Genomic DNA, 23,608 nt, shown 5'->3' with positions numbered 1-23,608 from the left:
AATCACAGTCTCAGTCCGTCGTCGTCCAGGTCGCCTTCAGGGTCGCCGCGCCGTTGGCGGGCACGGTCATGGTCCAGACCGGATAGCCGGTGTCGTCGATGCGGCTGCGGATCGACTGGCTGAGAATGCGGAAGCCCCGCCGTCCCGCCCCCTGAGGCGACAGATCGACGGTCACGGCCTCACTGCGCGCATTGGTGACGGTGATCTCCATATCCGCGCGGCGCGTGCGGATCCCCTTGTCCCGGGTGGAACTGGACGACACGCGCCGCGTCGCGACCCGCACGTCAGGTGACTGGCCGAACGTCAGACGCACCGGCAAGCCCACGCCCTTGTCCTCGAATCGGTCCTCGCCCGCCAGCAGGGCGCCGCCCGCGCCGTCTGGCTGCATCACCGCCACCGTGCCGCCAGGCAGGGCCAGGCCCAGGCCCGTGCGGGCCTCGTTGCGAAGTCGCAGCTGGATCTCGGCCGGTTCCGCCTCGGCGCTGTCATTTTCATCAATCCAGGCGCGATAGACGCGGTCATAGGCCACACCCTCGCGCTCCATGAACCGCACCTGCTTGGTCTGGCGCGCGGCCACCGTGGTCGGCTCCGGCAGGGTGTAGATCTTGTAGTCGCCCAGTTCGCCCTGACGAACGACCCGGCTGCCGGTGACGACGATCTCGTCCACAGCGGTCTCGACCGCCATCCGCATCATGGGAGCGGCCATGGGCGGCGGAGGCGGGGGCGGCGGCGGGGGCCCGCCATAGTTTGCGAACTCTCCTGAACCCAGGGTCGTCGTGCCCTGCGGCCAGCAGCCGGTCTGCGGATAGCGGATCACCGGCTCAACCGGCACTGTGCCGTCGTCCTTCCTCAGCGTGCCGGCCACCACCTGAACCGGAGCGTCAGGGAAGCCGGTGCCGCCGAAGTTGGCCAGGGTCACCCACCCCGTGAGGTCCAGCGTCCGCCCGTCGGGGTTCAGGCGCGCCACATAGTCGGCCGACCACTGCAGCCCCGTGGCCAGATAGGCCAGGGTCACGGTGTGGCGGCCGGCCTGCTCGGCGCGGGTGCGGACGGACAGCACCGGCTGGTCGCCCAGACCTTCCGGCACGCGGTCGAAGATGACGCGCTCGGTCTGGCCCGAGCAGTCCAGGGCCTCGAACCGGCCGTCGATTTCCAGCACGGTCCCTTGCGCGCCCGCGCGGATGACGGCGACCTTCTCGACCTGTTCGCCGGTCGCGGGATTGGTGCGGACGACGCGGACGACCTCGCCCACCGACTTCTCCATCAGGCTGGCGGGCGACAGAAGGTCGAAGTCGGCGTTGCGCTCGACCAAATGGGCGGGCAGGCCCTCCAGCACCGCGCTCTGGGGCACCACGCCGGTGGCCAGGCCACGAAAGCGGATGATCCCCTCGCCCGCCGGCAGGTCGACGGTGCGCGTCTCGACGATCAGGGCCAGGCCCTGCTGGTCCAACCGGTTCCAGGACTGACGCGACTGGGCCATCAGTTCGACGGTGTTCACGGGGCGGTCGCGGTAGATGACCACCGTCGCTCCGTCCGGTCGCGCGGAGACGCTTTCCGTCTGGGCCAGGGCGACGGGAGCCCAGACCGCAGGGCCCAGCAGCGTCAGGGCCGTGGTGATCGCCAGCAGGCGGCGCATGGGATCAGCCGCCGGTCGTGATGGTCGCGGTCAGCTTGGTCTCGCCGTTGGCGGGCACGGGCACGCGCCAGACCACGGTGTTGGCGTCACGCAGGTCGCCCTCGATGCTCTGCTCGCTCAGTTCCGTGTCGCGCCCAAGACCGCGCTGGCGCACCTCGACCGTCACCGGCTGCGAGCGGGCGTTGCGGACGGTGTATTCCATCGCGTAGCGGGTGCGCCAACGATAGTAGGACGACTTGGGCGCGGCGGCGCTGGAAACCAGACGCGGCTGCACCGTGACGTCAAAGGCCTCGCCGGTCGTGATGACGATCTCGGATCCGGCGGGGGCATGATCGACCTGATCCTCGCCGATGAAGCGCGGCTCGCCCGCCTCGTCCTTCACATAGACGCGCATGACGCCCGCCGGCAGGGCGCGGGCGGCGCTGCCCGAGGCGTTGCTGAAGATGACTCCCACTTCGGCCGCGCTGGGCTCCTCGGCGGTCTGGAAGCCGTTGGCCACATAGAGGTAGCGCTTGCTGGCCGGGACGCCGACCGCGTCCAGCAGACCGACCTGCTTGGTCTGGTTGTTGGCGACAGTGACGGCTTCCGGCAGCGGATAGACATAGACATCGGCCAGGGCGCCCTGCCCGCCCGACTGTGTTCCATTCCCCCGCACGGCGCCCGCACGCACCTGGCGTGGATTATAGCCGCCCTGGTTGACCAGGTTAATGTCGCCGGCCACCACCCGTGTCTGGGCGTTGGAGAAGGTCGCGCCGGAGTTGTTGGTGATGGTGACCCAGCCGGTCAGGTCCAGCTTGCCCGCCTTCTCGTCGAAGCGGGCGACATAGTCCGCCTTCCACGCCAGGCCGGTGGTCAGGTAGCTGAGGGTGGTTTCGCGACGGCCGGCGCCCTCGGCGTCCAGTGTGACGCTGAGCGTCGGGCGCGGGCGCAGGTTCTGCGGCACGCGGTCGAAGATGACGCGGGTCGGCACGCCGTCGTCGCGCAGCACCTCGATGCGGTTTCCGATCTGCAGCACCACGCCCTGATTCGCCGCCAGGACGCGCGCGCGCTCAGTCTCCTGCACCCCCGAGCCGGGATTGGTGCGGACAATGCCAATATCGCCGCCGACGGCGCTTTCCATCAGCTTGCCCGGCGTCAGCAGGTCATAGTCGAAGTTCTGCTCGACCACCGACAGGCCGCGCCCCGACAGACCCACCGTCTCGGGCCGGATGCTGGCCGACACGCCCGGAAACTCCTGACGCGATCGCCCGGCGGGCACGTTCAGGTTCCGCACGTCCTCGACCAGGGCGATGTTCTGGTTATAGACGGTCAGGGAGACGCGGTCGGGACCGCCCGGCCCCTCCTCTACCTGCTGAGCGGCTGCGGGCGCGGCCAGCAGCATGGCGACGGCGAAGGGTCCGAGTGCGCGGATCATGGGTTCCCCCTGAGCTTGTCCGGCGACCACGCTGGCACGGAGAAACAGCCGTTGTCGAGGGTGCGCGGCGTCCGGTCGCTATAGCTTCACACTACGGGAAGGTTTAAGCCCCGGTCCGTGACCCGGTCCCAGAGTGAAAACTGGTCGATTGCGCGCTCGCTGGCCTTCCTGGCCGCGACGTTCGCCATCGTGATCGGAACCCTGATGCCGTTCGCGGCTCTGGCGGCCTCGGTTCCCGGCCAGCCCATCGTCATCTGCTCGGCCGAAGGGCCGCAGACGATCCTGGCGGGCGGCGTGGACGGCCCCATCAACAAGCACGTCGGGGCCAGGTGCGCGGCCTGCGTCATGCCCCTGCTGGCCGCTCTGCCCGAACCTCCAGCACCGACGCCCGCTCCGGTCGTCCGCATGGTCGAGCCGGTCGTCTATACGCCTTTCCGAGTCAGCCCCCCGCCGCCGGCTCGCGCTCCGCCGCGCCCGCCGTCCACCGCCCCGCCCCACGCCTGAAACCAGAACCTCTGCCGCCTCGCGCACGCCCGATGACGACGCCCGCGACCGCACCTCTGTTTTCAGGATTTGATCTTCCATGTCTTTCAAGACCACCGCGGCGCCGTGCGCGCTGCTCATCGGCGCCTGTCTGGCGCCCGCCTTCGCTCACGCCTCCGAGGCTGAGGGCCCAACGACCGTTGTCGACAGCATCATTGTCACCGGCCGCCGCAACGCCGAAGACCCCGCCGTCGTGGCCGAAGCGCGCGACCGCCTCAGCCGCACTCCCGGGGCCGTCGCCGTCGTCTCGGCCGAGAGCTACGCCGACCGCTTCGCCCAAGGCTTTTCCGACACCCTGAGGAACGTCCCCGGCTTGCTCGCGCAAAAGCGCTATGGCGAGGAAAGCCGCCTTTCCATTCGCGGCTCGGGCATCGCCCAGGGCTTCCACCAGCGCGGCGTCCTGCTGGCCCAGGACGGCGTGCCCTTCGCCGACGCCGACGGCTTTTCCGACTTTCAGGGCGTGGACGCCCTGAGCGCCCGCTACATCGAGGTGTGGAAGGGGTCGAACACGCTGCGCTTTGGCGGGGCGCAACTGGGCGGGGCGATCAATCTGGTCACGCCGACCGGCCGCACGGCCCGGCAGGAAAACCTTTGGCAGCTTGAGGGCGGCAGCTTCGGCTCGGTGCGCGGCCACGCCGCCGTGGCCCGCACCCAGGGCGACTGGGACGTCTATGCCGCCGCCTCCGCCATGCAGAGCGACGGCTGGCGCGACCATAGCGAACAGTCGCAGGCCCGCCTGACCGTCAATACCGGGCGTTCGTTCGGCGAGGATCGCGAGGTGCGCCTGATCGCCCAGGCGGCGGATATCAAGCAGGACATCCCCGGCGCCCTGACGCTGGATCAGGCCCTGAAGACGCCGCGTATGGCCTCCGCCTCGGCTCTGTCGGGGGATCAGGCCCGCGACCTGACGGTCAAGCGGCTGACGCTGCAGACCCGCTGGCGCTTCAATGAGGCAACCCTGTTCGAGGGCGCCGTCTGGGGTTGGGAGAAGTCGCTTTATCACCCGATCTTCCAGGTCATGGATCAGGACAGCGCCACGCGCGGCGCCTTTGGCCGGATCGACTGGACGGGTCAGGTCGCGGGCCTGCGCGCCGACGCCTTCTATGGCTTTTCGTGGCGGGACGGCGAGGTCGAGGCCCTGCGCTACGTCAACCTGAGCGGCCTGCGCGGGGCCAAGACGGCGGATGCGCGACAGGAGGCCTCGGGCCTGGACGTCTTCGCCGAGGGACGGTTGTTCGTCACCGACCGGCTGGCGCTGGTCGCGGGCGGTTCCTGGGGGCGGGCCACGCGCGACTACGCCGACCGCATGAACCCCGCCAATGACGACAGCATCGACTACGACTGGTTCTCGCCGCGTCTGGGCCTGTTGTGGGAAGCGGAAAGCGGGGCCCAGGTCTTCGCCAATGTGACCCGCTCGGTCGAACCGCCGACCTATGGCGCGCTGGTGCAGGCGCCGCTGACGGGCTTTACGCCCGTCGAGGTTCAGGACGCCTGGACCGCCGAGATCGGCACGCGCGGGCGGCGCGGCGCCTTCGCCTGGGACGTGACGGCGTATCGCAGCCAGATCGACGGCGAGATGCTGAACTTCATCATCGGTCCTGACATTCCGGCTGCGACCTTCAACGCCGACAGGACCGTGCATCAGGGAATCGAGGCGGGTCTGGACTGGCGCCTGCCTGTCGAGATCGCGGACGGCTCGTTACTGTTGCGCCAGACATACAACTGGAGCGACTTCCGCTTCGACGGGGATGCGCGCTGGGGCGACAACCGCCTGCCGGTCGTGCCTGAGCACCAGTATCGGGCCGAGCTGACCTGGCGTCATACCTCAGGAGTCTTCGTCACCCCCTCGGTCGAGTGGCGGATCAGCAGTCCCTATGTCGACTACGCCAACACGATGAAGGCGCCCGACTACGCCCTGCTGGGCCTGACGAGCGGCTTCGACATCGCCCCGAACGCCTCGGTCTATGTCGATGCGCGGAACCTGACGGACGAGCGTTACGTCGGCGAATTCTCGGCCGTGACCGACGCCCGTTCGGCGTCGACCGCCGTCTTCTTCCCCGGCGAGGGCCGTTCGGTCTTTGTCGGCCTGCGGTTGGCCTACTGATGCCCGCTCCGATCAAGGGAAGGGCGCCAGACATTATGTCTGGCGCCTACAGGGCCGTCTGGCGCTGGCACTTCTACGCCGGGGTGCTGGTGATGCCCTTCCTGATGCTGCTGGCGCTGACCGGCGGCCTCTATCTGTTCAAGGACGAGATCGATCAGTTCGCCAACCGGCGGATGATCCAGATTGCCCCAGCAGCGGCACGGGCCGCGCCAGGCGACTGGATCGGCAATGCGGCGCAGGCCGGAGGCGGCCGCGCGGCCAATCTGACCCTGCCGGCCTCGCCCGATCAGGCGGTGCGGGTGCGCATCGACCGCCCGGACGGATCGCAGAAGACCGTCTTCGTCGATCCGCACACGGCCCGAGTGACCGGCGTCATTGACCAGGGCGGCGTCACCGAAACCATCAAGAAGCTGCACTCGCTGAGCCTGTTCGGCGGAGCGACCGGCAAGGCGCTGAACATCCTGATCGAGATCGTGGCCGGATGGACCATCGTCCTGTGCGCCACGGGTCTGTATCTGTGGTGGCCGAGGCGGCGTCAGGGCGCGGTGCTGGTCCCGCATGAGACAGACCTGCGCCGTCGTCCCTTCTGGCGCGATCTGCACGCCCTGGCCGGCCTCTATGTCGGCGGGATCATCCTGTTTCTGGCAGTGACGGGGATGCCGTGGTCCGCTGTCTGGGGCGATCAGGTCATGGGCGCGGTCAAGGCCAGCGGCTTGGGCCGTCCACCGGCGCCGGTGGCCGGCGCCTGGCAGAGGGCCGAGCATCACGATCACCCCGCCGGCGCCGGGTGGACCATGGAGGGGGTCGTCCTGCCGTCGCCGTCCCACGATCAAAGCCTGACCGCCGTGATTGCGGCGGCCGAAGCTCGGAACCTGCCTCGCCCCTATACGGTGTCGATCCCGGCCCAGCCCGATACGGCCTATACCGTCACCGCACAGGTTCGTCGGGTGCAGGACAGCCGCACCCTCTATGTCGATCCGGCGAAGGGCGCGGTTCTGGCCGACATCGGTTTCGACCGCTTCGGCGCCGGGGCCAAGGTCATCGAATGGGGAATCTATACCCATCAGGGCACGCAGTTCGGCCAGATCAACCGCCTGCTCATGCTGGCCGGCTGCATCGGCGTCTGGCTGCTGGGCGTCAGCGGTCTGGTGATGTGGTGGAAGCGCCGCCCGCCCAGCCTGTCTCGCGCCCGCCTTGGGGCGCCTACGGCTCCGCCCGGTCCTCGCGCACGGTTCACCGTGCTGGGGATCGTCATCCCGCTTTGCATCCTCTATCCCCTGACGGGACTGAGCCTCGTGACCGTCCTGCTGCTGGATTTCGCCGCAAGACGCCTCATGCGGCCCCGCCCCGTCGTTTCCTGAAAGAAAGACCCGCCATGAAACGCATTCTCGCCCTGTCCGCCTTCCTCGCCCTTGGCGCCTGTGGTCAGGCCGCCGAAAAGCCCGCAGAGGCCGCGCCCGGCACCGTCACGGTCGCCGACGCCTGGTGCCGCCCGACGCCGAACGGCGCCAAGGCCGGCGGCTGCTACGTCACCCTGACCGCCGGGTCCGACGACCGCCTGGTCAGCGTCTCCACCCCCCTGGCCGACACTGCCCAGATCCATGAGATGAAGATGGAGAACGGCATGATGAGCATGAGCGAGCTGAAGGACGGCCTGCCCCTGCCCGCCGGTCAGAAGGTCGAGCTGAAGCCCGGCTCGACGCACATCATGCTGATGGGCCTGCGCGATCCGCTGGTCGATGGCGGCGTGGCGTCGTTCACCCTGACCTTCGAGAAGGCCCCGGCCATTGGGGTCCATGCGGCGGTGAAACAGCCGCCGGTGGTGGATTCCGAGGAGTAACAACAGCCCGACTTTCCTCCCCACTCGTGGGGAGGGGGACCGCGCAGCGGTGGAGGGGGTGACGCAGACGTCAGCCGTCGAGTCGCCCCCTCCGTCACGTCGGCTACGCCGCCGCGCCACCTCCCCATAGGATGGGGAGGAAAGCTGGATTTGCCCCCGCACCTGACAAACAGCACCGAACCGGCTAAAGGCTCGCGCTCACGAGGAATCCCATGGCTCTTAAAGTCGCGATCGTCGGCCTGCCCAACGTCGGCAAGTCCACCCTGTTCAACGCCCTGACCAAGACGGCGGCGGCGCAGGCCGCCAACTATCCGTTCTGCACCATCGAGCCGAACACCGGCGACGTGGCCGTGCCCGAGCCGCGCCTCGACGTGCTGGCCGGCATCGCCGGGTCCAAGGAGATCATCCCCTCGCGGATCACCTTCGTGGACATCGCCGGTCTGGTGCGCGGCGCGTCCAAGGGCGAGGGCCTGGGCAACCAGTTCCTGGCCAACATCCGCGACTGCGACGCCGTGGCCTTTGTCGCGCGCTGCTTCGTCGATGACGACATCACCCACGTCGAGAACCGCATCGACCCCATTTCGGACCTCGAGATCATCGAGACCGAACTGATGCTGGCCGACCTCGAAAGCCTCGAGAAGCGCGTCGTCAACGTCGAGAAGAAGGCCAAGGGCGGCGACAAGGACGCCCAGCAGACCCTGCGTCTGATCAACCTGGCCCTGACGCCCCTTCGCGCCGGCAAGCCCGCCCGCGTGGCCCAGGTGGACAAGGAAGACGAGAAGGCGTGGCACATGCTGCAGCTTCTGACCTCCCTGCCCGCCCTCTACGTCGCCAACGTCGACGAAGCCTCGGCCGACAAGGGCAATGAGCTGTCCGACCTGGTGGCCAAGCGCGCCGCCGAGGACAACGCCAACTCGGTGGTCATCTCGGCCCAGATCGAGTCGGAAATCGCCGTCTTGGACGACGAGGAGCAGCGCGAGTTCCTCGAGACCCTGGGTCTGGAAGAGCCCGGCCTGAACCGCCTGATCCGCGAGGCCTACAAGCTGCTGGGCCTGCAAACCTACTTCACGGTCGGCCCCAAGGAAGCCCGCGCCTGGACCATCCCCGTCGGCGCCACCGGCCCGCAAGCCGCCGGCGTGATCCACACCGACTTCGAAAAGGGCTACATCCGCGCCGAAACCATCGCCTTCGACGACTTCGTCGCCCTCAAGGGCGAAGCGGGCGCCAAGGAAGCCGGCAAGATGCGGGCTGAAGGCAAGGCCTATGTCGTCAAGGACGGCGACGTGATGCACTTCCTGTTCAACAACTAGAGCTTCTCCGCTTCAGTTGAGAATTTCTGCAAGGCCGCCCCTCGGGCGGCCTTGCTAGCGTCTGGGCTTCGCCATCGCCCGGAGCCTGCCATGAAGTTCGACACCCTCGCCGTCCACGCCGGCTATTCGCCCGACCCGACGACGAAGTCGGTGGCGGTGCCCATCTATCAGACGACCAGCTACGCCTTCGACGACACCCAGCATGGTGCGGACCTGTTCGACCTGAAGGTGGCGGGCAATATCTACACCCGCATCATGAACCCCACGTCCGACGTGCTGGAGCAGCGTCTGGCGGCGCTGGAGGGCGGGATCGCGGCCTTGACCGTGGCCTCGGGCCAGGCGGCCATCACCTATGCGATCCTGACCATCGCGGAGGCCGGCGACAACATCATCGCCACCAGCACCCTGTACGGCGGCACCTACAACCTGTTCGCACACACCCTGCCCCAGTATGGCATCGAGGTGCGCTTTATCGACGCCGACGACGTGGCGGCGGTCGCGGCCCATACGGATGAGCGGACCAAGGCGGTCTTCTGCGAGTCCATCGGCAATCCGCTAGGCAATGTAGTGGACTTAGCCGCCCTGGCTGATGCGGCCCACGCTCAGGGCCTGCCGCTGATCGTCGACAACACCGTGCCGACCCCCTACCTGACGCGCCCGATCGAGCACGGCGCCGACATCGTGGTGCAGTCACTGACCAAGTATATCGGCGGCCACGGCACCAGCATCGGCGGGGCCATCATCGACAGCGGCAAATTCCCCTGGGCCGAGCACAAGACGCGATTCCGCCGCCTGAACGAGCCCGAGGTCAGCTATCATGGCGTGGTCTATACCGAGGCGCTTGGCCCCGCGGCCTATATCGGCCGGGTGCGGACCGTGCTGTTGCGGAACACCGGCGCGGCGATCTCGCCGTTCAACAGCTTCCTGATCCTGCAGGGGCTGGAGACCCTGGCCCTGCGTATGGACCGGCACGTCGAGAACGCCGTGGCCGTGGCGACCTATCTGAAGGGCCACTCCAAGGTGAAGTGGGTCAACTACGCCGGTCTGCCCGACCATCCGTCCCACCCGCTGATCCAGAAGTATTTCGGCGGCAAGGCGTCGGGTCTGCTCACCTTTGGCGTGGACGGAGGCCGCGACGCCGGCGGGCGCTTCCAGGACGCCGTCAAGCTGTTCACCCGTCTGGTCAACATCGGCGACGCCAAGTCCCTGGTCTGCCACCCGGCCTCGACCACCCACCGCCAGCTGTCGCCGGACGAGCTGAAGAAGGCGGGGGTGACCGAGGACACCGTGCGCCTGTCCGTCGGGATCGAACACATCGACGACCTGATCGCCGATCTGGAACAGGCGCTGGCCGCTGTCTGAGCTTCAGCCGGCCAGGGTGGTGCACCGCAGCAGCCGGACCGGCCGGTCGCTGCGGTCCATCCAGCTGATGGCCAGGGTCTGCTTGGTGGCCGTCAGCCGCACCCGCTCGTAGCGCGCCTCGCCCTCAGCGTCGCATTTCAAAGCGGCCTCATAGCCTTCGCTGATCTCGGTGATGCGCTGGATGTCGCAGCGGTTCTCGTAGCCGCGCAGCTCGGTCGTGGTGATCTCGATCGGCACGCGGTCGCCGCGCGGATTGAAGCACCAGTCCGCCTCGGCCGCCCAGCGGCCGACGAAGCTGACGGGCCCCGCCCCCGGCAACATGGTATCTGCGCCGGGCGGGCGCGGCGCAGGAGAGGCTTTCGCCTCCGGCCCGTCGATCGGAGCCGCCGGTTCCGTCGGCGGATTGACGCGCGGCTGCCGATCACAGGCGGCAAGCCCGGCGACCGCCAGCATCAGGATGACCAAGCCTCTCATGCCGTTGAAAACGAACGAGAGCTGGCCTGGTTCATCACCACCGGGGACGGGCCGCGAAACCCGTCCCGCGGTACCTTGGATCAACGCCGCGCCGCGTCGCTGGCCACGCGGACCTGGCCAAACTCAGAGGTCGGCTTCCAGGTCGGCCATTCGTCGCTGTTGGCCAGTTGCAGGCCGAGGCGATACAGCAGGGTCAGGTTCTCGACCGCCGAACGCAGGTCCCAGTCCGCCGACCATTCGTCGCTGGGCTTGTGATAGTCGGCCGCGAACCTGGCCTTCCACGCCGCCAGACCGGCCTCCTTCCCGCCATCCACCCAATCCACGCCGTGCCACGGCATCAGGGCCGGCACGCCCGCGCGGGCGAAGGGGAAGTGGTCGGAGCGATAGTAGAAGCCCTGCTCCGGCTGGCCGTCGTCCGAGACATAGCGACCTTCCTGCGCCGCCAGAGCCTGCAGATCGTCCTCGAGGCTGTTCTGCCCCTTGCCGAAGATCGGCACGTCGCGCGTCGGTCCCGACAGGGGCAGCATGTCGATGTTGATGTCGGCCACCGTCGTCTCCAGCGGATAGACCGGATCCGCGGCATAGGCGTAGGCGCCCAGCAGGCCCATTTCCTCGGCCGCCATGTGGGCGAAGACGATGGTGCGGTCGGGCGCGGGCGCGGCCTTCAGCTGACGCGCCATCTCCAGCACGCCGATGGTGCCCGAGGCGTTGTCCCAGGCGCCGTTGAAGACCTTGTCGTCGCCGGCGGCGTGCTCGTTGACGCCGACGTGGTCCCAGTGGGCCGAATAGATGATGGTCTCGTTCGGCCGCTTGGCGCCCGGGATTTTGGCCAGCAGGTTATGGGTGCGCAGGGTGTCCGTGGTCTCGGCCGTCTCGACCGACAGGGTCACGCCCGGCACGACGAAGGCGCGGAAGTCGCCGGTGCTAATCCGAGACGTCAGTTCAGCCATGTCCAGGCCCAGAGCCTTGGCCGTGTCGGCGTTGATCGCGCCCGAGAACTCCAGATCCGCCGCGCCCGGCGTCAGGGTGCGGGTGCGGGCGTTGCCCTGGACCATGCGGGTCCAGGCGGTGTCGGTGGCGGTCGCCTTGGACACGGTGATGACGCCCAGGGCGCCGCGGCGCTTGGCCTCGTCCGCCTTATAGGCGCCGGACTGGTAGTTGGTCGTGTAAGGGCCGTTGAACAGGTCGCCGTCCGGCTCGCCGCCGACGACGAGAACGATCTTGCCGGTCACGTCGAGGCCGCCGTAGTCGTCCCAGCCGCGCTCGGGCGCGTTGATGCCGTAGCCGGCGAAGACCAGGCCCGCGCCAGCAATCGACGCCTTGCCGTCATTGCTGACCGCCCGCAGGGTGATGTCGGTTCCGGGCGTCAGAGCGTGCGCCTGACCGTCCGGGCCGGCCCAGCTGGCCCGGGCGGCGTCCGCGACGGGGGTGAAGCGCTTCAGGTCGACGACCTGCAGCCACTGACCGTTCGGACCGCCCGGGGCCAGGCCCATGGCCTCGTACTGCGCCTGCAGCCAGTCCAGGGTCTTCTTCTCGCCGTCCGTGCCGGGATAGCGGCCCTGGAAGTCGTCGGCGCTGATGGTGCGGATTTCCTCCGAAAGGCGTTGAGCCGAAAAGTCTTGAGCGGCGGCCGAACCGGCGACCAGCAAAAGAGCGGTTGCGGCGACGCCGCTGATGAATCGACGATTCATGGAAACTCCCGAGCCCTCCCCACGGAGGCTTTCGCGCAAAGTAATAGGGCGGCCCCTCGCGAGACCGCCCCTTACATTTTTGTCATGTTCCGCGAAGGCGGCGGGGAACCGGCCTACTTGCGCTGATCGGCGCTGACGGCGCGCGCCGGGCCGAACTCGGACCCCGGCTTCCACTGCGGCCAGTCGCGGCTGTTGGCCAGGGCCTGACCGGCGTCATAGACGACCGACAGATCCTGGATCATGCCGCGATAATCCCAGGTCGGCTCCCACTCGTCGGCGGCCTGGTGATAGCGGTTGGCGCGATATTCGTTGGCCGCGGCCTGGCGCTGGGCGATCGGCTCGTCAATGTATTCGCCCGTCGAGGAAAGGTAGCCCATCGGCACGCCGCGCTTGGCCAGCGGGAAGTGGTCCGAGCGGAAGTATATGCCCGCGCCCGCCCCCGCGTCGCCCTCGAAGCCGCGCCCCTGGGCCGACGCCAGGGCGACGACGCGCTCGTCCAGATCGGACTGACCATAGCCGGTGACGCCCAGCTTGCTCATCCGGCCCAGCACGTTCGTGGCGTCCAGATTGAAGCCCGCAACCGTGGTTTCCAGCGGATACAGCGGATTGGCGGCGTAGAATTCCGAGCCCAGCAGACCGCTTTCCTCGCCGGTGAAGCTGATCATTACGATGCTGCGTGCGGGCTTCGGGCCCTTGGCCCATTGACGCGCCAGCTCCAGCAGGCCCGCCGTGCCCGAGGCGTTGTCCACGGCGCCGTTGAAGATGCGGTCGCCGTTGGCGTCCGGCTCGCCCATGCCGATGTGATCCCAGTGACCGGTGTAGAGGATGGTTTCGTCCGGATGGGTCGTGCCTTCCAGCTTGGCCAGCACGTTGTGGGTGGTGATCTGGTCAGTCTTCACGTCGAATTTGGCGTCGATGGTCGCGCCCTTCAGCTCGACAGGCCGGAAGTCGCGGCTGCGCGCCTTGATCTTCTCCTGCTCGAAGTCGAGCCCGGCCTGGCGGAACATCTCGACGGCCACGTCGCGCTGGATCCAGGCCTCCATCGGCACCCGCTCGGCCGAGGGGTTCTGACGCACGATGTCGAACTGCGGCACGGACCAGGAGTTGGCCACGGTGGTCCAGCCGTAGGAGGCCGGCCTGGTCTCGTGGACGATCAGCACGCCCGCCGCGCCCTGACGCGCCGCCTCTTCGTACTTGTAGGTCCAGCGGCCGTAGTAGGTCATGGCCACGCCGCCGAAGGTGTTCAGCGACGGCTCCTCGAAGTCGGCGTCGTTGACCAGGACGACGATGACCTTGCCGCGCACGTCGGTCTTGAAGTCGTTCCAGTCGCGCTCCGGCGCGTTGGTGCCGTAGCCGACGAAGACCAGGGGCTTGCCGCGCAGGTCGACGCCATTGCTCGGCAGGCGGGTGGTGATGGTGGCCTGCTGGCCCTGGGCCAGGGCTTGCGTCCAGTCGCCGACCTTGATCTGGCCGCTGACGTTGGAGACGGTGAAGCGGTTCAGGCCGACCGCCTGGGTCCAGCCGCCGTTTTCGCCGCCGGGGGCGAAGCCGGCCGCCGCATATTGCCGGCTCAGATAGTCGATGACCTTCTGCTCGGCCGGGGTGGCGATGCCCCGCCCCTCGAAGCTGTCGTCCGACAGGACCTTGATGTCGTTGGAGATGCGCGCGGCATCAAAATCGGGGGTCTGGGCGGCTGCGCCCGACGCCAGCGAGGCGGCGAACAAAAGGACGGCGGCGGACGACATCAGGCGCATGAAACGGACCCCTCGGGCAAATCAGAGGGACGGACCCTAGAGGCCCTGCTCCATCGTGTCGATGCGACGCGCCCTCCTCGCCGTTCAAGGCGTCGGCGAGACCGCCCCGCCCGCCGGCCAATCGGTGTCGCCGACCCGCGTCAGCCGCATCTCAATGGCCTTACGCGGGGGCTGGCCCTCGGCGACGTATGTGCCGACCTCGTGCCAGGTTCCGTCGCGCACCACGGCGACGTACTGCATCTTGGCATTGGGCCCTGCCGGCGTCTCCCAGCGGAAGCCGTCCTCCGTGGCTTCGAAGGCGTAATCGCCCGAATACCCCTGAGCGTACGAACGGAACCCGTAGCGGCCGGCTCGGACGTCCCAGGACACCAGGGCGATGGCGTTGAACTGGGTCGAGCCGTCGGCGGCATAGCCGCGCCCCTCGATGATCTTGATCGACCCGCCGAGCATCGATCCGACCCGCTCTGTCTGCGTCAGGGTCATGGTTCCGGAGGGGCCATGGACGGTCGCCTCGCCGCGCCATTCGCCATCCATGAAGTTCAGACGATTGATGGCTGCACGCTGGGCCTCCGAGCCGTTGGGCGATGCGGGCATCTGGGCATGGACAGATACGGGAGCAATCAGAAGAGCGGCGGCCAGCGCCAGACAGGCATGCAACTTCATCAGCGGATCTCCTTTGCACTTTGCTTTATAAAGAACTTTCGCAACCAACGCAACGAACAAGAAAAAACCCGCCGGATCGCTCCGGCGGGTCATCTCGTCTCGAATGGGTTTCGCCTTAGTGGGCGACGCCCTTCCAGATGCGGCGGTAGCTGGCGTAGGTGATCCCTGCGAACAGCAGCAGGAAGATGATCACGCCGAAGCCCATCTGCTTGCGCTCGGTCGCCTTGGGCTCGGAGGTCCAGGCGATGAAGGCGGCGACGTCCTTGGCCATCTGGTCGACGCTGGCCTTGGTGCCGTCGTCATAGGTGACCTGACCGTCGCGCAGCGGCGCGGGCATGGCGATGAAGCCGCCCGGAGGCACGTGGCCCTTCTTCTTGTCCCAGAACGGGGTCAGGTCGCCCGCCATGTAGGGGTTGTAGTGCTGGCTCGAGGTCATGGTCAGACCTTCCGGCGGCGTCACATAACCCGACAGCAGCGAGTAGATGTAGTTGGCGCCGTCGTGACGGGCCTTGGCCATGACCGAGAGGTCCGGCGGGGTCGCGCCGCCGTTGGCGGCGGCCGCGGCCGTAGCGTTCGGATAGGGCGACGGGAACTTGTCAGCAGTGGTGGCGTCACGCATCAGCGCCTCGCCCGTCTCGCTGTCGATGTCCGCGACCTGAACTTCCTTGGCCAGGGCTTTCACGACCGGGTTGTCGTTCGGGTTCGGATATTCCGGGTTCCAGAACGGCCCGTGCTTGTCGCCCAGGTTACGGAAGTGCACCAGGTTCATGCCGTGGCACGAGGCGCAGACTTCCTTGTAGACCTTGTAGCCGCGCTGCAACTGACCCTGATCGTAGGTGCCGAACGGCCCCTCGAAGCTGAAGCCGCCGCTGCGCGGATGCTTGGCGCCCCCTGCGGCCAGCGCCGGAGCGGCGGTGGCGGCCAGGCCCAGAGCGGCCGTCAGAACGACCAGGGTTTTGCGGAAGGACACGGTTTTCTTCTCGTTCGAAATCATCGCGCTCAGCCCTTCTGCTCGGTGACGGGCAGGACCGGCTCCGAGATCGTCGCCGGGACCGGCAGCGGCTTCTCGCGCAGGCCGATCAGCGGCATCAGCACCAGGAAGAAGATGAAGTAGTAGGCCGTCAGGAAACGCGTCAGCCACAGGTAGGAGTTCAGGTCGCCGTCGATCAGGGTGAAGGTCTTGAAGCTACCGATCACAGGAGCGTCCGGCAGCTGGGCGCCGCACCAGCCGAGGCCGAAGCAGACGAACAGGAAGATGATGAAGAAGGTCTTCATCGTCGGGCGGTAGCGCATCGAGCGCACCTTGGACGTGTCCAGCCAGGGCAGGACGAACAGGACGCCGATGGCGGCGAACATGGCCACCACGCCGCCGAACTTGTCGGGGATGGCGCGCAGGATCGCGTAGAAGGGCAGCATGTACCACTCAGGCACGATGTGCGCCGGGGTCTGCAGCGGGTTGGCCGGAATGTAGTTGTCGGCGTGGCCCAAGGCGTTCGGCTGATAGAAGACGAAGACCGCGAACAGGATCAGGAACAGGATGATGGCGAAGCCGTCCTTGACCGTGAAATACGGGTGGAAGGGCAGCATGTCCTTCTTCTGGCGGTCCTTCGGGATCAGGATGCCGACCGGGTTGTTCTGACCGGCGGCGTGCAGGGCCCACAGGTGCAGCACCACGCAGCCGGCGATGACGAACGGCAGCAGGTAGTGCAGCGAGAAGAAGCGGTTCAGCGTGGCGTTGTCGATCGCCGGGCCGCCGCGCAGCCAGATCAGGATCGGCTCGCCGACGACCGGAATGGCGCCGATCAGGTTGGTGATGACCTCAGCGCCCCAGAAGGACATCTGGCCCCAGGGCAGGACGTAGCCCAGGAAGGCGGTGGCGATCATCAGGAAGAAGATGACGCAGCCGATGATCCAGATCATCTCGCGCGGTGCCTTGTAGGACCCGTAGTAGAGACCCCGCAGCATGTGCAGGTAGACGGCGATGAAGAACATCGACGCGCCGTTGGCGTGCACATAGCGGATCAGCCAGCCGCCGTTCACGTCGCGCATGATGCGCTCGACCGAGGCGAAGGCCAGGTCGATGTGCGGGGTGTAGTGCATGGCCAGAACGATGCCGGTGATGATCTGGGTCATCAGGCAGAGAGCCAGGATGCCGCCGAAGGTCCACCAGTAGTTCAGGTTCCGGGGGGTCGGCAGGTTGGCGTAGTCCATGCCGAAACGGATGATCGGCAGGCGGGTGTCCATCCACCGCTCGATCGCGGTTTTGGGGACGTAGGTGGATTCGTGATCGCTCATGGTTCCTCTGTCCGTCCTCAGCCGATCTTCACGCGGGTGTCGGACACGTATTCGTAGTTCGGCACGATCAGGTTCAGCGGCGCCGGGCCCTTACGGATGCGGCCCGAGGCGTCGTAGTGCGAACCGTGGCAGGGGCAGAACCAGCCGCCGTAGTCGCCGGCGTTGAAGGTCGGCACGCAGCCCAGGTGGGTGCACGAACCGACGACGACCAGATATTTCTCATGGCCGGCCTTGGTGCGCTCGGCGTCGGTCTGCGGCGGGCTGCCCACGGCGCCCTCGTCGATGACCTTGGTCAGCTCGGCCGGGGTGCGGTAGCGCACGAAGACCGGCTTGCCCTGCCACTTGATGACGACCTGCTGGCCTTCCTGAACCTTGGTCAGATCGAACTCGATCGACGCCAAGGCCAGGGTGTCGGCGGCGGGGTTCATCTGGTTGATCAGCGGCCAGGCCACCATCACGCCAGCACCGACCGCGGCGGCGCCGGCGGCGATGTGGATGAAATCGCGGCGGGTGGCGTCGCCGCCCCCGTGTTGGCCCTCGGGCCCTTCAGCATTCACGACCGATTCGGCCACGCTCTCACCTCTGCACTCCCGATCGCCCGCCCCGGAAGGGGTTAGTCGTCGGCATGGATCGTCCCTGCGAGACGGCAAAAGATGCCCGCGGCCCTTGTTTTACCCCAATAGACACAAGTTGCTGACACAACTTGCGAAACGGTCGCAACAAAGACCGCGACAAGACCCCGCCCCGCGCGTATGACGGCCTTAGAATGCGTCTCGCCCTTTTTCAACCTGACATCCCGCAGAATGTGGGCGCCTGCATCCGCCAGAGCGCCTGTTTCGGCGTGGAATTGCACGTAATCGAGCCCACCGGCTTCCGTTTCGACGACCGCGCCATGAAACGCGCGGCGCTGGACTACGGCCCGCTGTCGCATATGATCCGCCACTCTGACTGGGAGACCTTCCAGCGCGACCGCGCGCCCGGACGGCTGGTCCTGTTCACGACCAAGGGCGCCACGCCCCTGCCTGAATTCGAGTTCCGGCCCGACGACGTCCTGCTGTTCGGCAAGGAAAGCGCCGGGGCGCCCGACTACGTCCACGCCGCCGCCGACGCCCGGGTCTTCATCCCCATCCGACCGGAGACACGCTCGCTGAACCTGTCGGTCAGCGCGGGCATCGCCCTGTGGGAAGGCATGCGTCAGTTGGGCGGGTTGCCGACGAGGCCCTGACGACCAGGAACAGGCTCGAACCGATCCTTGCGCCACCGATGCCGGACACCGAACCGCAGTTCGGCTGTCGAGCCATGACCAAAGGCGGCGAGGTTCGGCCATCCCCCTTGTCCCCGGCGGTTTTCGACCAGAAGGCTGTACCCTTCGTCCTGGAATAACGACGCCGAAGTTTCGGATTGGAGGGAAATCACCGACGGCATGTCGAGGACATATCGCTGGGAGATGGTCTCCATTGCTCCATCGCTGTTCAGGTCGATCTGGCCTGTACAGAAACGCTGTTGCCGCCCTGCTTCATCCTGATTCTGCGCGTCGCATGACACCGGGCTCAGCTTCAGCCAACCTGCAGGGCCCTCCTCCACTTCGACGTCGCCATAGCGCCCCGGCGACAAGTTCAGCGGTCCGACGGCCGTGGCGCAGCCGCCCAGCAACAGGGTGGCAATCACACCCCATGCGCCGGCTCGCAGTTCCACCCCCTACTCCGGCGCGCCGTCGTTGGGCAGTTGCGCCAGGTTGGGACGCTCGGCGCGCTGGGCGGTGGCGGCGCGTTCGACGGCGCGCATGGTGCGCAGCAGGTTCTCGCCCGAAATCTTGCGGATATCGGCCTCGGTCCAGCCACGCCGCATCAGTTCGGCCAGGATGCGGGGATAGGCCTCCACGCTCTCCACGCCCTCAGGCAGGCTGTCGACGCCGTCGAAATCGCCGCCCAGCCCCACATGGTCGATGCCCGCCACGTCGCGAACGTGCTGAATGTGGGCCACGACGTCGTCCAGCGTGGCCTTGGGCGAAGGGTTGGCGGCCGTCCAGGCGTCCATGCCCGCCTTCACCGCGTCAGGGTCGCCCTGGTTCAGAGCCGAGAGCCGCGAGAGCTCGGCGGAGCGCAGGGCGCCCCACTGGCGCACCGGCTCGCTGATGAAGCCCGGCACGAAGGTCACCATGACGATGCCGCCGTTGGCCGGCATCATCCGCAGCACGGCGTCGGGCACGTTGCGGGGGTGGCCCGTCACGGCGCGCGCCGACGAGTGCGAGAAGATGACCGGGGCCGTCGAGACGCGGATGGCGTCGTACATGGTCTCTTCCGAGACGTGGCTCAGGTCCACCATCATGCCGAGGCGGTTCATCTCCTTGACCACCTGCTCGCCGAAGGGCGACAGGCCGCCCCACCTGGGCGCGTCCGTGGCGCTGTCGGCCCAGGTCGTGGTCTTGGAGTGGGTCAGCGTCATGTAGCGCGAACCCGAATCATAGAACTCGCGCAGCAGGCCCAGGGAATCATCGATCGAATAGCCGCCTTCCATGCCGATCAGGCTGGCGATGCGGCCCGCCTTGTGGATGCGGGCGATGTCGTCGGCTGTGACAGCGATCTCGAACACCGAGGGATAGGCGGCGGCGATGCGCTTGACCGTGTCGATCTGCTCGAAGGTGGCCTTGGCGGCCTCGACCGGCTCCAGGCTGGCAGGGACATAGACGGACCAGAACTGCGCCCCGACGCCGCCCGCGGGCAGGCGCGGGATGTCGGTGTGAAGGCGCGTCGTCGCCGCCAGATTGGTCGCCAGATCAACACGATAAGGGTCATTTCCGAAGCCCTGACGCAAGGCCCACGGCAGGTCGTTGTGGCCGTCGATCAGGGGCGTGCGGCGCAGGATCTGCATCACCCGCTCCTGCCCTGCGGTGTTGTCGCCGGCCGGGGTTTGCGCCAGCGCGGGTCCGGCCAGGACAGCGAGCGAGACGGCGGCGAGCAGAGCGGTGCGGATCATGAGGGTCCCCTGAAGACTGATAAGGTCACGCTGACACAGGCGAGGCGGCATGGAAACGGGGGTCTGATCTGGATCAAGGCCCTGTTTTGAGCCGGGGCGCATGAAGCGCGCATCGCACACTGTTCACAAAGGCCGCCCGTCATGGTTGAAGCCCTGATGATCCAAGACACCCCCACCCTGATGGTCGAGCACCGCGAGCGCGCCCGCGTCTGGTTCGAGACCCTGCGTGATCAGATCCACGCCGGTTTCGAGGCCCTGGAAGACGCCGCCCCCGCCGACCTCTTCCCCGGCGAGGCCGGCCGCTTCGTGCGCACGCCCTGGGACCGCAAGGAAGGCGGCGGCGGCGTCATGGGCATGATGAGCGGCCGCCTGTTCGAAAAGGTGGGCGTCCACTGTTCGACCGTCCACGGGACCTTCCCCGCCGACTATGCGAAGAACGTCCCCGGCGCCGAGGAAGACCCGCGCTTTTTCGCCACCGGCATCAGCCTGATCTGCCATCCGGTCAGCCCGCGCGTGCCCGCCGTGCACATGAACACCCGACTGATTTCGACTACGAAAACCTGGTTCGGCGGCGGCGGCGACCTGACGCCGGTGCTGGACGCGGACCGTCGCGACGACCACCCCGACACCCTCGCCTTCCACGCCGCAATGAAGGGCGCCTGCGACGCCTATGACCCGGCATGGCACGCCAAATACAAGCAGTGGTGCGACGAATACTTCTTCCTGCCCCACCGCAACGAACCGCGCGGCACCGGCGGCATCTTCTACGACCATCACGACAGCGGCGACTGGGAACGCGACTTCGCCTTCACCCAGGACGTCGGCAAGGCCTTCCTCGACGTCTATTCCAGGATCGTGTCGGGGCGCATGACCGAGGCCTGGACGCCCGAGGAACGCGAGGAACAGCTGATCCGTCGCGGCCGCTACGTCGAGTTCAACCTGCTCTACGATCGCGGCACCATGTTCGGGCTGAAGACCGGCGGCAATGTCGAGTCGATCCTCAGTTCCATGCCGCCCGTGGTGAAGTGGCCCTGATCAGGCCCTAGGCGGCGCGGTCGCGCCGGGTCATCACCTGATCTATCCCGTCGAACAGGGCGGCGAGGGTCAGGGGCTTGGTCAGATGGCCGTCCGAGCCTGCCGCCCGCCCCGCCTCGACATGCTCGGCCATGGCGTTGGCGGTCAGCATCAGGATCGGGGTCCGGGCGCGGCCGTGCTGCGCCTCAAAGGCGCGAATGCCCGCGGTGGCGGTCAGGCCGTCCATCACCGGCATCTGCATGTCCATCAGGACCAGATCGAAGGCCTCGCGCTTGAAAGTCTCCAGCGCCTGCGCCCCGTCCTCGACGGCGACCAGTTCCATCGCGGTCGCGCCCAGCATGATCTCGATGACCTTGCGGTTGGCCGGGTGGTCGTCGGCCAGCAATACCCGCAGCGGCTGTTCGCGCACATCGCCGACGGGGTGAACCTCATCGACGGCCTCGATCGCTTCCCCGACGGGCGGCAATGGAATCTCGAACCAGAAGCGCGAGCCCACGCCGGGCGTGCTGTCGCATTCCAGCCAGCCGCCCATGAGTTCGACCAGTTCACGCGAGATGGCCAGGCCCAGGCCGGTGCCGCCGAAGCGCCGCGTGATCGAGCCGTCAGCCTGCTGGAAGCGGCCGAAGATGCGCGCCTTCTGCTCCTCGTCGAAGCCGACGCCGGTGTCGGTGACGATAAACCGCACATCCCCCTCAAGGCCCGGTTCGACCGTCAGGCTGACCTTGCCCTGCGACGTGAACTTCAGCGCGTTGCTGACCAGATTGGTCAGAACCTGACGCACTCGCACGGCGTCTCCTAGCACCTGGCGGTCAAAGACGGGATGGACGTGCAAGACGACCTCCACCCCCTTTGCTTCGGCCGGAATGCGCCACAGAGCCGCCACGTCCTGCACCGCGCGGCCCAGATGGAAGGGCGCGGGTTCGATCATGACCTGGCCGGACTCGATGCGGGCGCTGTCCAGGATGTCGGACAACAGGCGTTCCAGCATGGCGCCGGATGAGCGAATGACCTCGACCATGTCATGCTCGTCCGCGTTCAGCTGGCGCTGACCCAAGGCGTCGGCCATTGCCACGACCCCGTTCAGCGGAGTGCGGATCTCGTGGCTCATATTGGCCAGGAACTCGCTCTTGGCGCGATTGGCCTCCTCGGCGCGGCGGCGGGCGCGGCGCAGTTCGCCCCCCTGACGCCACTGCCACAGCAGGGTCAGCAGCGCCGACAGCATGAAGACCACGCCGATGCCGACGATCCAGTTCTGCCAACGGATGACCGTGCGCTGCAGCTCGGTGTTGGCGCGAGCGGTCTCCAGTTGCTGTCGCCGCCGATCCAACTGTTCCTGGATGTCGCCGGTGACCTGACGAATGCCCGCGCTGAACCTCTGGGCCGTCTGGACATCCCGTTCGCGTTGATAGGTCCGCAACACCGCATAGGCCTCGGCCGACTGGCCAGAGGCGAACAGAAGTTCGGCCTCGACCAGGGCCACGTGGGAATCCACGCCCCCCTCGCGGTCCAGCACGCGCAGTTGAGCCAGATCACGACGCGCCCCGTCGAGGTCGCCGGTCCGCGCGCGGGCCACAGCCCGCAAAGGCAACAGCTCCAGCTTCAGGAATGCGGCCGAGCCCATGTCCTCGCCATAGGGCGCGACGCAAGCCAGCACCTCCAGCGGCTCGTCCCTGGCATCCGCCACCTGGGCGCACAGGCTGGCGTCATAGACCAGCAGGTTCTCCAGACCCGTGCGCATGCTGAGGCGGCGGTGAGCGGCGTAATAGGCCTGGGCCCGGCTCAGGTCGCCGACCTGCACCGCCATCTTGGTCAGGTTGTAAAGGCTGTCGAAGTCGGGGCGCGGATAGGCCGGATTAGCGTAGTCGAGCTCGAAGCGACGGAAGGCGATCGTCGCCCCCACCACGTCGTTCAGCTTCATCAACCCCATGCCGGTCATCTCCCACAGCCCCGAATGGGCGGTGGCGGCGAAAGGATCTTCGTCCTGAATCTCGGTCTCGGCCTGACTGAGCAGCTTCAGGCCCTCGCCCACCTTGTCCTGATCCATGAGAGCCATGGCCGTGAGACGCGCGGCGTGAGCCCGCACGAACCAGTCAGATCCCACGGCGGTCATGCGGGCCATCTCAGCGTCGACGCTAAGATCGCCTTGGTCGTAGCGGGCGGTCAGATCATTCAGTCGCGCGATCTCGATGTAGCGACGGTCGCTTTGCGCACGCGCGTTTTCGGCCAATCGCGCGTTCCAGAAGCCCGCGCGCTCGAACTCGCCCTGGTTCTGAATGATCCAGACGACGTGATAGAGGCGATTCAGTCCCTCGCGGTCGTGGCGCTTGTAGGCCGCCTCGCCGAAGGCTTCGAGCGCGGCGAAGCTGGTCTGCGAGGCGCGCTGCTCGACGGCCCGCAGCAAGTCATCGCGCGGCGCGGGCGCCTGCGCCTGAGCCAGGCCCGGAGACAGAAGAATGGCGGTCGCGAGGACCGCGGCTTTGATTGGCGACATATCACTTCCGGACTGACGCC

General features: G+C 67.4%; 20 protein-coding genes. 8 read left to right on the top strand and 12 right to left on the bottom strand.

The genetic code is table 11. The annotated features are described in order from the left end of the window. Positions 1-10: 10 nt before the first annotated feature. Together ACI2KI_RS15445 and ACI2KI_RS15440 are read right to left on the bottom strand one after the other, a co-directional pair. A complete protein-coding gene (locus ACI2KI_RS15445; protein WP_404621487.1) occupies positions 11-1,636 on the bottom strand; it encodes a DUF4139 domain-containing protein in 1,626 nt (541 codons plus the stop codon). Positions 1,637-1,640: 4 nt separating this feature from the next. Next, positions 1,641-3,050, bottom strand: coding sequence for a DUF4139 domain-containing protein (locus ACI2KI_RS15440; protein ID WP_404621485.1), 1,410 nt, complete (start codon positions 3,048-3,050; stop codon positions 1,641-1,643). A gap of 117 nt (positions 3,051-3,167) precedes the next feature. Here ACI2KI_RS15440 and ACI2KI_RS15435 point away from each other — a divergent pair, with 117 nt between their 5' ends. The 6 genes from ACI2KI_RS15435 to ACI2KI_RS15410 all read left to right on the top strand — a co-directional run bounded on the left by ACI2KI_RS15435 (position 3,168) and on the right by ACI2KI_RS15410 (position 10,209). Further along, positions 3,168-3,554, top strand: coding sequence for a hypothetical protein (locus ACI2KI_RS15435; protein WP_404621483.1), 387 nt, complete (start codon positions 3,168-3,170; stop codon positions 3,552-3,554). A 79-nt stretch (positions 3,555-3,633) separates the two neighbouring features. Then, positions 3,634-5,697 carry a TonB-dependent receptor family protein gene (locus ACI2KI_RS15430; RefSeq protein ID WP_404621481.1) on the top strand — a complete coding sequence of 688 codons (2,064 nt, stop codon included), beginning with the start codon at positions 3,634-3,636 and terminating at the stop codon, positions 5,695-5,697. Positions 5,698-5,732: 35 nt separating this feature from the next. Next, positions 5,733-7,058, top strand: coding sequence for a PepSY-associated TM helix domain-containing protein (locus tag ACI2KI_RS15425; protein ID WP_404621479.1), 1,326 nt, complete (start codon positions 5,733-5,735; stop codon positions 7,056-7,058). A gap of 14 nt (positions 7,059-7,072) precedes the next feature. Next, complete coding sequence (locus ACI2KI_RS15420) at positions 7,073-7,537, top strand: copper chaperone PCu(A)C (RefSeq protein WP_404621477.1); 465 nt, start codon at positions 7,073-7,075, stop codon at positions 7,535-7,537. Between the two features lie 212 nt (positions 7,538-7,749). Then, positions 7,750-8,847 carry a redox-regulated ATPase YchF gene (gene ychF / locus ACI2KI_RS15415; protein WP_404621475.1) on the top strand — a complete coding sequence of 366 codons (1,098 nt, stop codon included), beginning with the start codon at positions 7,750-7,752 and terminating at the stop codon, positions 8,845-8,847. 90 nt (positions 8,848-8,937) lie between these two features. Continuing rightward, complete coding sequence (locus tag ACI2KI_RS15410; RefSeq protein ID WP_404621473.1) at positions 8,938-10,209, top strand: O-acetylhomoserine aminocarboxypropyltransferase/cysteine synthase family protein; 1,272 nt, start codon at positions 8,938-8,940, stop codon at positions 10,207-10,209. A 3-nt stretch (positions 10,210-10,212) separates the two neighbouring features. On the opposite strand, the gene ACI2KI_RS15405 is transcribed toward ACI2KI_RS15410, so the two are convergent. The 7 genes from ACI2KI_RS15405 to petA form a co-directional block, all read right to left on the bottom strand. After that, positions 10,213-10,683, bottom strand: a complete 471-nt coding sequence (locus ACI2KI_RS15405) for a hypothetical protein (protein WP_404621471.1) — start codon at positions 10,681-10,683, stop codon at positions 10,213-10,215. 80 nt (positions 10,684-10,763) lie between these two features. Next, positions 10,764-12,374 carry a M28 family peptidase gene (locus tag ACI2KI_RS15400; protein ID WP_404621469.1) on the bottom strand — a complete coding sequence of 537 codons (1,611 nt, stop codon included), beginning with the start codon at positions 12,372-12,374 and terminating at the stop codon, positions 10,764-10,766. A 113-nt stretch (positions 12,375-12,487) separates the two neighbouring features. Then, on the bottom strand, positions 12,488-14,128 hold the full coding sequence (locus ACI2KI_RS15395) for a M28 family metallopeptidase (protein WP_404621467.1): 1,641 nt from the start codon (positions 14,126-14,128) through the stop codon (positions 12,488-12,490). Between the two features lie 84 nt (positions 14,129-14,212). After that, the gene (locus tag ACI2KI_RS15390) at positions 14,213-14,791 is read right to left on the bottom strand and encodes a DUF1579 domain-containing protein (RefSeq protein WP_404621465.1); all 579 of its coding nucleotides are present in this window, start codon (positions 14,789-14,791) and stop codon (positions 14,213-14,215) included. Between the two features lie 115 nt (positions 14,792-14,906). Next, complete coding sequence (locus ACI2KI_RS15385) at positions 14,907-15,785, bottom strand: cytochrome c1 (RefSeq protein WP_292081829.1); 879 nt, start codon at positions 15,783-15,785, stop codon at positions 14,907-14,909. Between the two features lie 5 nt (positions 15,786-15,790). After that, on the bottom strand, positions 15,791-17,086 hold the full coding sequence (locus tag ACI2KI_RS15380; RefSeq protein WP_292081831.1) for a cytochrome b N-terminal domain-containing protein: 1,296 nt from the start codon (positions 17,084-17,086) through the stop codon (positions 15,791-15,793). Positions 17,087-17,103: 17 nt separating this feature from the next. Next, positions 17,104-17,658, bottom strand: a complete 555-nt coding sequence (petA, locus tag ACI2KI_RS15375) for a ubiquinol-cytochrome c reductase iron-sulfur subunit (protein WP_292081833.1) — start codon at positions 17,656-17,658, stop codon at positions 17,104-17,106. 194 nt (positions 17,659-17,852) lie between these two features. On the opposite strand from petA, the gene ACI2KI_RS15370 reads away from it, so the two are divergent. Continuing rightward, on the top strand, positions 17,853-18,311 hold the full coding sequence (locus ACI2KI_RS15370; protein WP_404621463.1) for a tRNA (cytidine(34)-2'-O)-methyltransferase: 459 nt from the start codon (positions 17,853-17,855) through the stop codon (positions 18,309-18,311). On the opposite strand, the gene ACI2KI_RS15365 is transcribed toward ACI2KI_RS15370, so the two are convergent. Both ACI2KI_RS15365 and ACI2KI_RS15360 read right to left on the bottom strand, forming a co-directional pair. Next, complete coding sequence (locus ACI2KI_RS15365) at positions 18,281-18,781, bottom strand: hypothetical protein (protein ID WP_404621461.1); 501 nt, start codon at positions 18,779-18,781, stop codon at positions 18,281-18,283. The two genes, ACI2KI_RS15370 and ACI2KI_RS15365, sit on opposite strands and share 31 nt — an antisense overlap. A gap of 3 nt (positions 18,782-18,784) precedes the next feature. Further along, entirely contained in the window at positions 18,785-20,062 is a 1,278-nt protein-coding gene (locus ACI2KI_RS15360; protein ID WP_404621459.1) for a dipeptidase, read from the bottom strand. A gap of 180 nt (positions 20,063-20,242) precedes the next feature. Here ACI2KI_RS15360 and hemF point away from each other — a divergent pair, with 180 nt between their 5' ends. After that, positions 20,243-21,097 carry an oxygen-dependent coproporphyrinogen oxidase gene (gene hemF / locus ACI2KI_RS15355; protein WP_404621584.1) on the top strand — a complete coding sequence of 285 codons (855 nt, stop codon included), beginning with the start codon at positions 20,243-20,245 and terminating at the stop codon, positions 21,095-21,097. Between the two features lie 7 nt (positions 21,098-21,104). Here the strand turns inward: hemF and ACI2KI_RS15350 are convergent, their stop codons facing one another. Continuing rightward, on the bottom strand, positions 21,105-23,588 hold the full coding sequence (locus ACI2KI_RS15350; protein ID WP_404621457.1) for an ATP-binding protein: 2,484 nt from the start codon (positions 23,586-23,588) through the stop codon (positions 21,105-21,107). Positions 23,589-23,608: the final 20 nt, after the last annotated feature.

It is taken from the genome of Brevundimonas sp. NPDC046655, assembly GCF_044901625.1.
In the GTDB taxonomy this organism is placed as follows: Bacteria; Pseudomonadota; Alphaproteobacteria; order Caulobacterales; family Caulobacteraceae; genus Brevundimonas.
This window is presented reverse-complemented; position numbering and strand designations above follow the sequence as displayed.

Coding starts and splice junctions, on each gene's coding strand:
- ACI2KI_RS15410 (WP_404621473.1), top strand. CDS start 8,938: ATGAAGTTCGACACCCTCGCCGTCCACGCCGGCTATTCGCCCGACCCG.
- ACI2KI_RS15445 (WP_404621487.1), bottom strand. CDS start 1,636: ATGCGCCGCCTGCTGGCGATCACCACGGCCCTGACGCTGCTGGGCCCT.
- hemF (WP_404621584.1), top strand. CDS start 20,243: ATGGTCGAGCACCGCGAGCGCGCCCGCGTCTGGTTCGAGACCCTGCGT.
- ACI2KI_RS15395 (WP_404621467.1), bottom strand. CDS start 14,128: ATGCGCCTGATGTCGTCCGCCGCCGTCCTTTTGTTCGCCGCCTCGCTG.
- ACI2KI_RS15350 (WP_404621457.1), bottom strand. CDS start 23,588: ATGTCGCCAATCAAAGCCGCGGTCCTCGCGACCGCCATTCTTCTGTCT.
- ACI2KI_RS15440 (WP_404621485.1), bottom strand. CDS start 3,050: ATGATCCGCGCACTCGGACCCTTCGCCGTCGCCATGCTGCTGGCCGCG.
- ACI2KI_RS15400 (WP_404621469.1), bottom strand. CDS start 12,374: ATGAATCGTCGATTCATCAGCGGCGTCGCCGCAACCGCTCTTTTGCTG.
- ychF (WP_404621475.1), top strand. CDS start 7,750: ATGGCTCTTAAAGTCGCGATCGTCGGCCTGCCCAACGTCGGCAAGTCC.
- ACI2KI_RS15420 (WP_404621477.1), top strand. CDS start 7,073: ATGAAACGCATTCTCGCCCTGTCCGCCTTCCTCGCCCTTGGCGCCTGT.
- ACI2KI_RS15380 (WP_292081831.1), bottom strand. CDS start 17,086: ATGAGCGATCACGAATCCACCTACGTCCCCAAAACCGCGATCGAGCGG.
- ACI2KI_RS15425 (WP_404621479.1), top strand. CDS start 5,733: ATGTCTGGCGCCTACAGGGCCGTCTGGCGCTGGCACTTCTACGCCGGG.
- ACI2KI_RS15360 (WP_404621459.1), bottom strand. CDS start 20,062: ATGATCCGCACCGCTCTGCTCGCCGCCGTCTCGCTCGCTGTCCTGGCC.
- ACI2KI_RS15430 (WP_404621481.1), top strand. CDS start 3,634: ATGTCTTTCAAGACCACCGCGGCGCCGTGCGCGCTGCTCATCGGCGCC.
- ACI2KI_RS15385 (WP_292081829.1), bottom strand. CDS start 15,785: ATGATTTCGAACGAGAAGAAAACCGTGTCCTTCCGCAAAACCCTGGTC.
- ACI2KI_RS15370 (WP_404621463.1), top strand. CDS start 17,853: ATGCGTCTCGCCCTTTTTCAACCTGACATCCCGCAGAATGTGGGCGCC.
- ACI2KI_RS15405 (WP_404621471.1), bottom strand. CDS start 10,683: ATGAGAGGCTTGGTCATCCTGATGCTGGCGGTCGCCGGGCTTGCCGCC.
- ACI2KI_RS15390 (WP_404621465.1), bottom strand. CDS start 14,791: ATGAAGTTGCATGCCTGTCTGGCGCTGGCCGCCGCTCTTCTGATTGCT.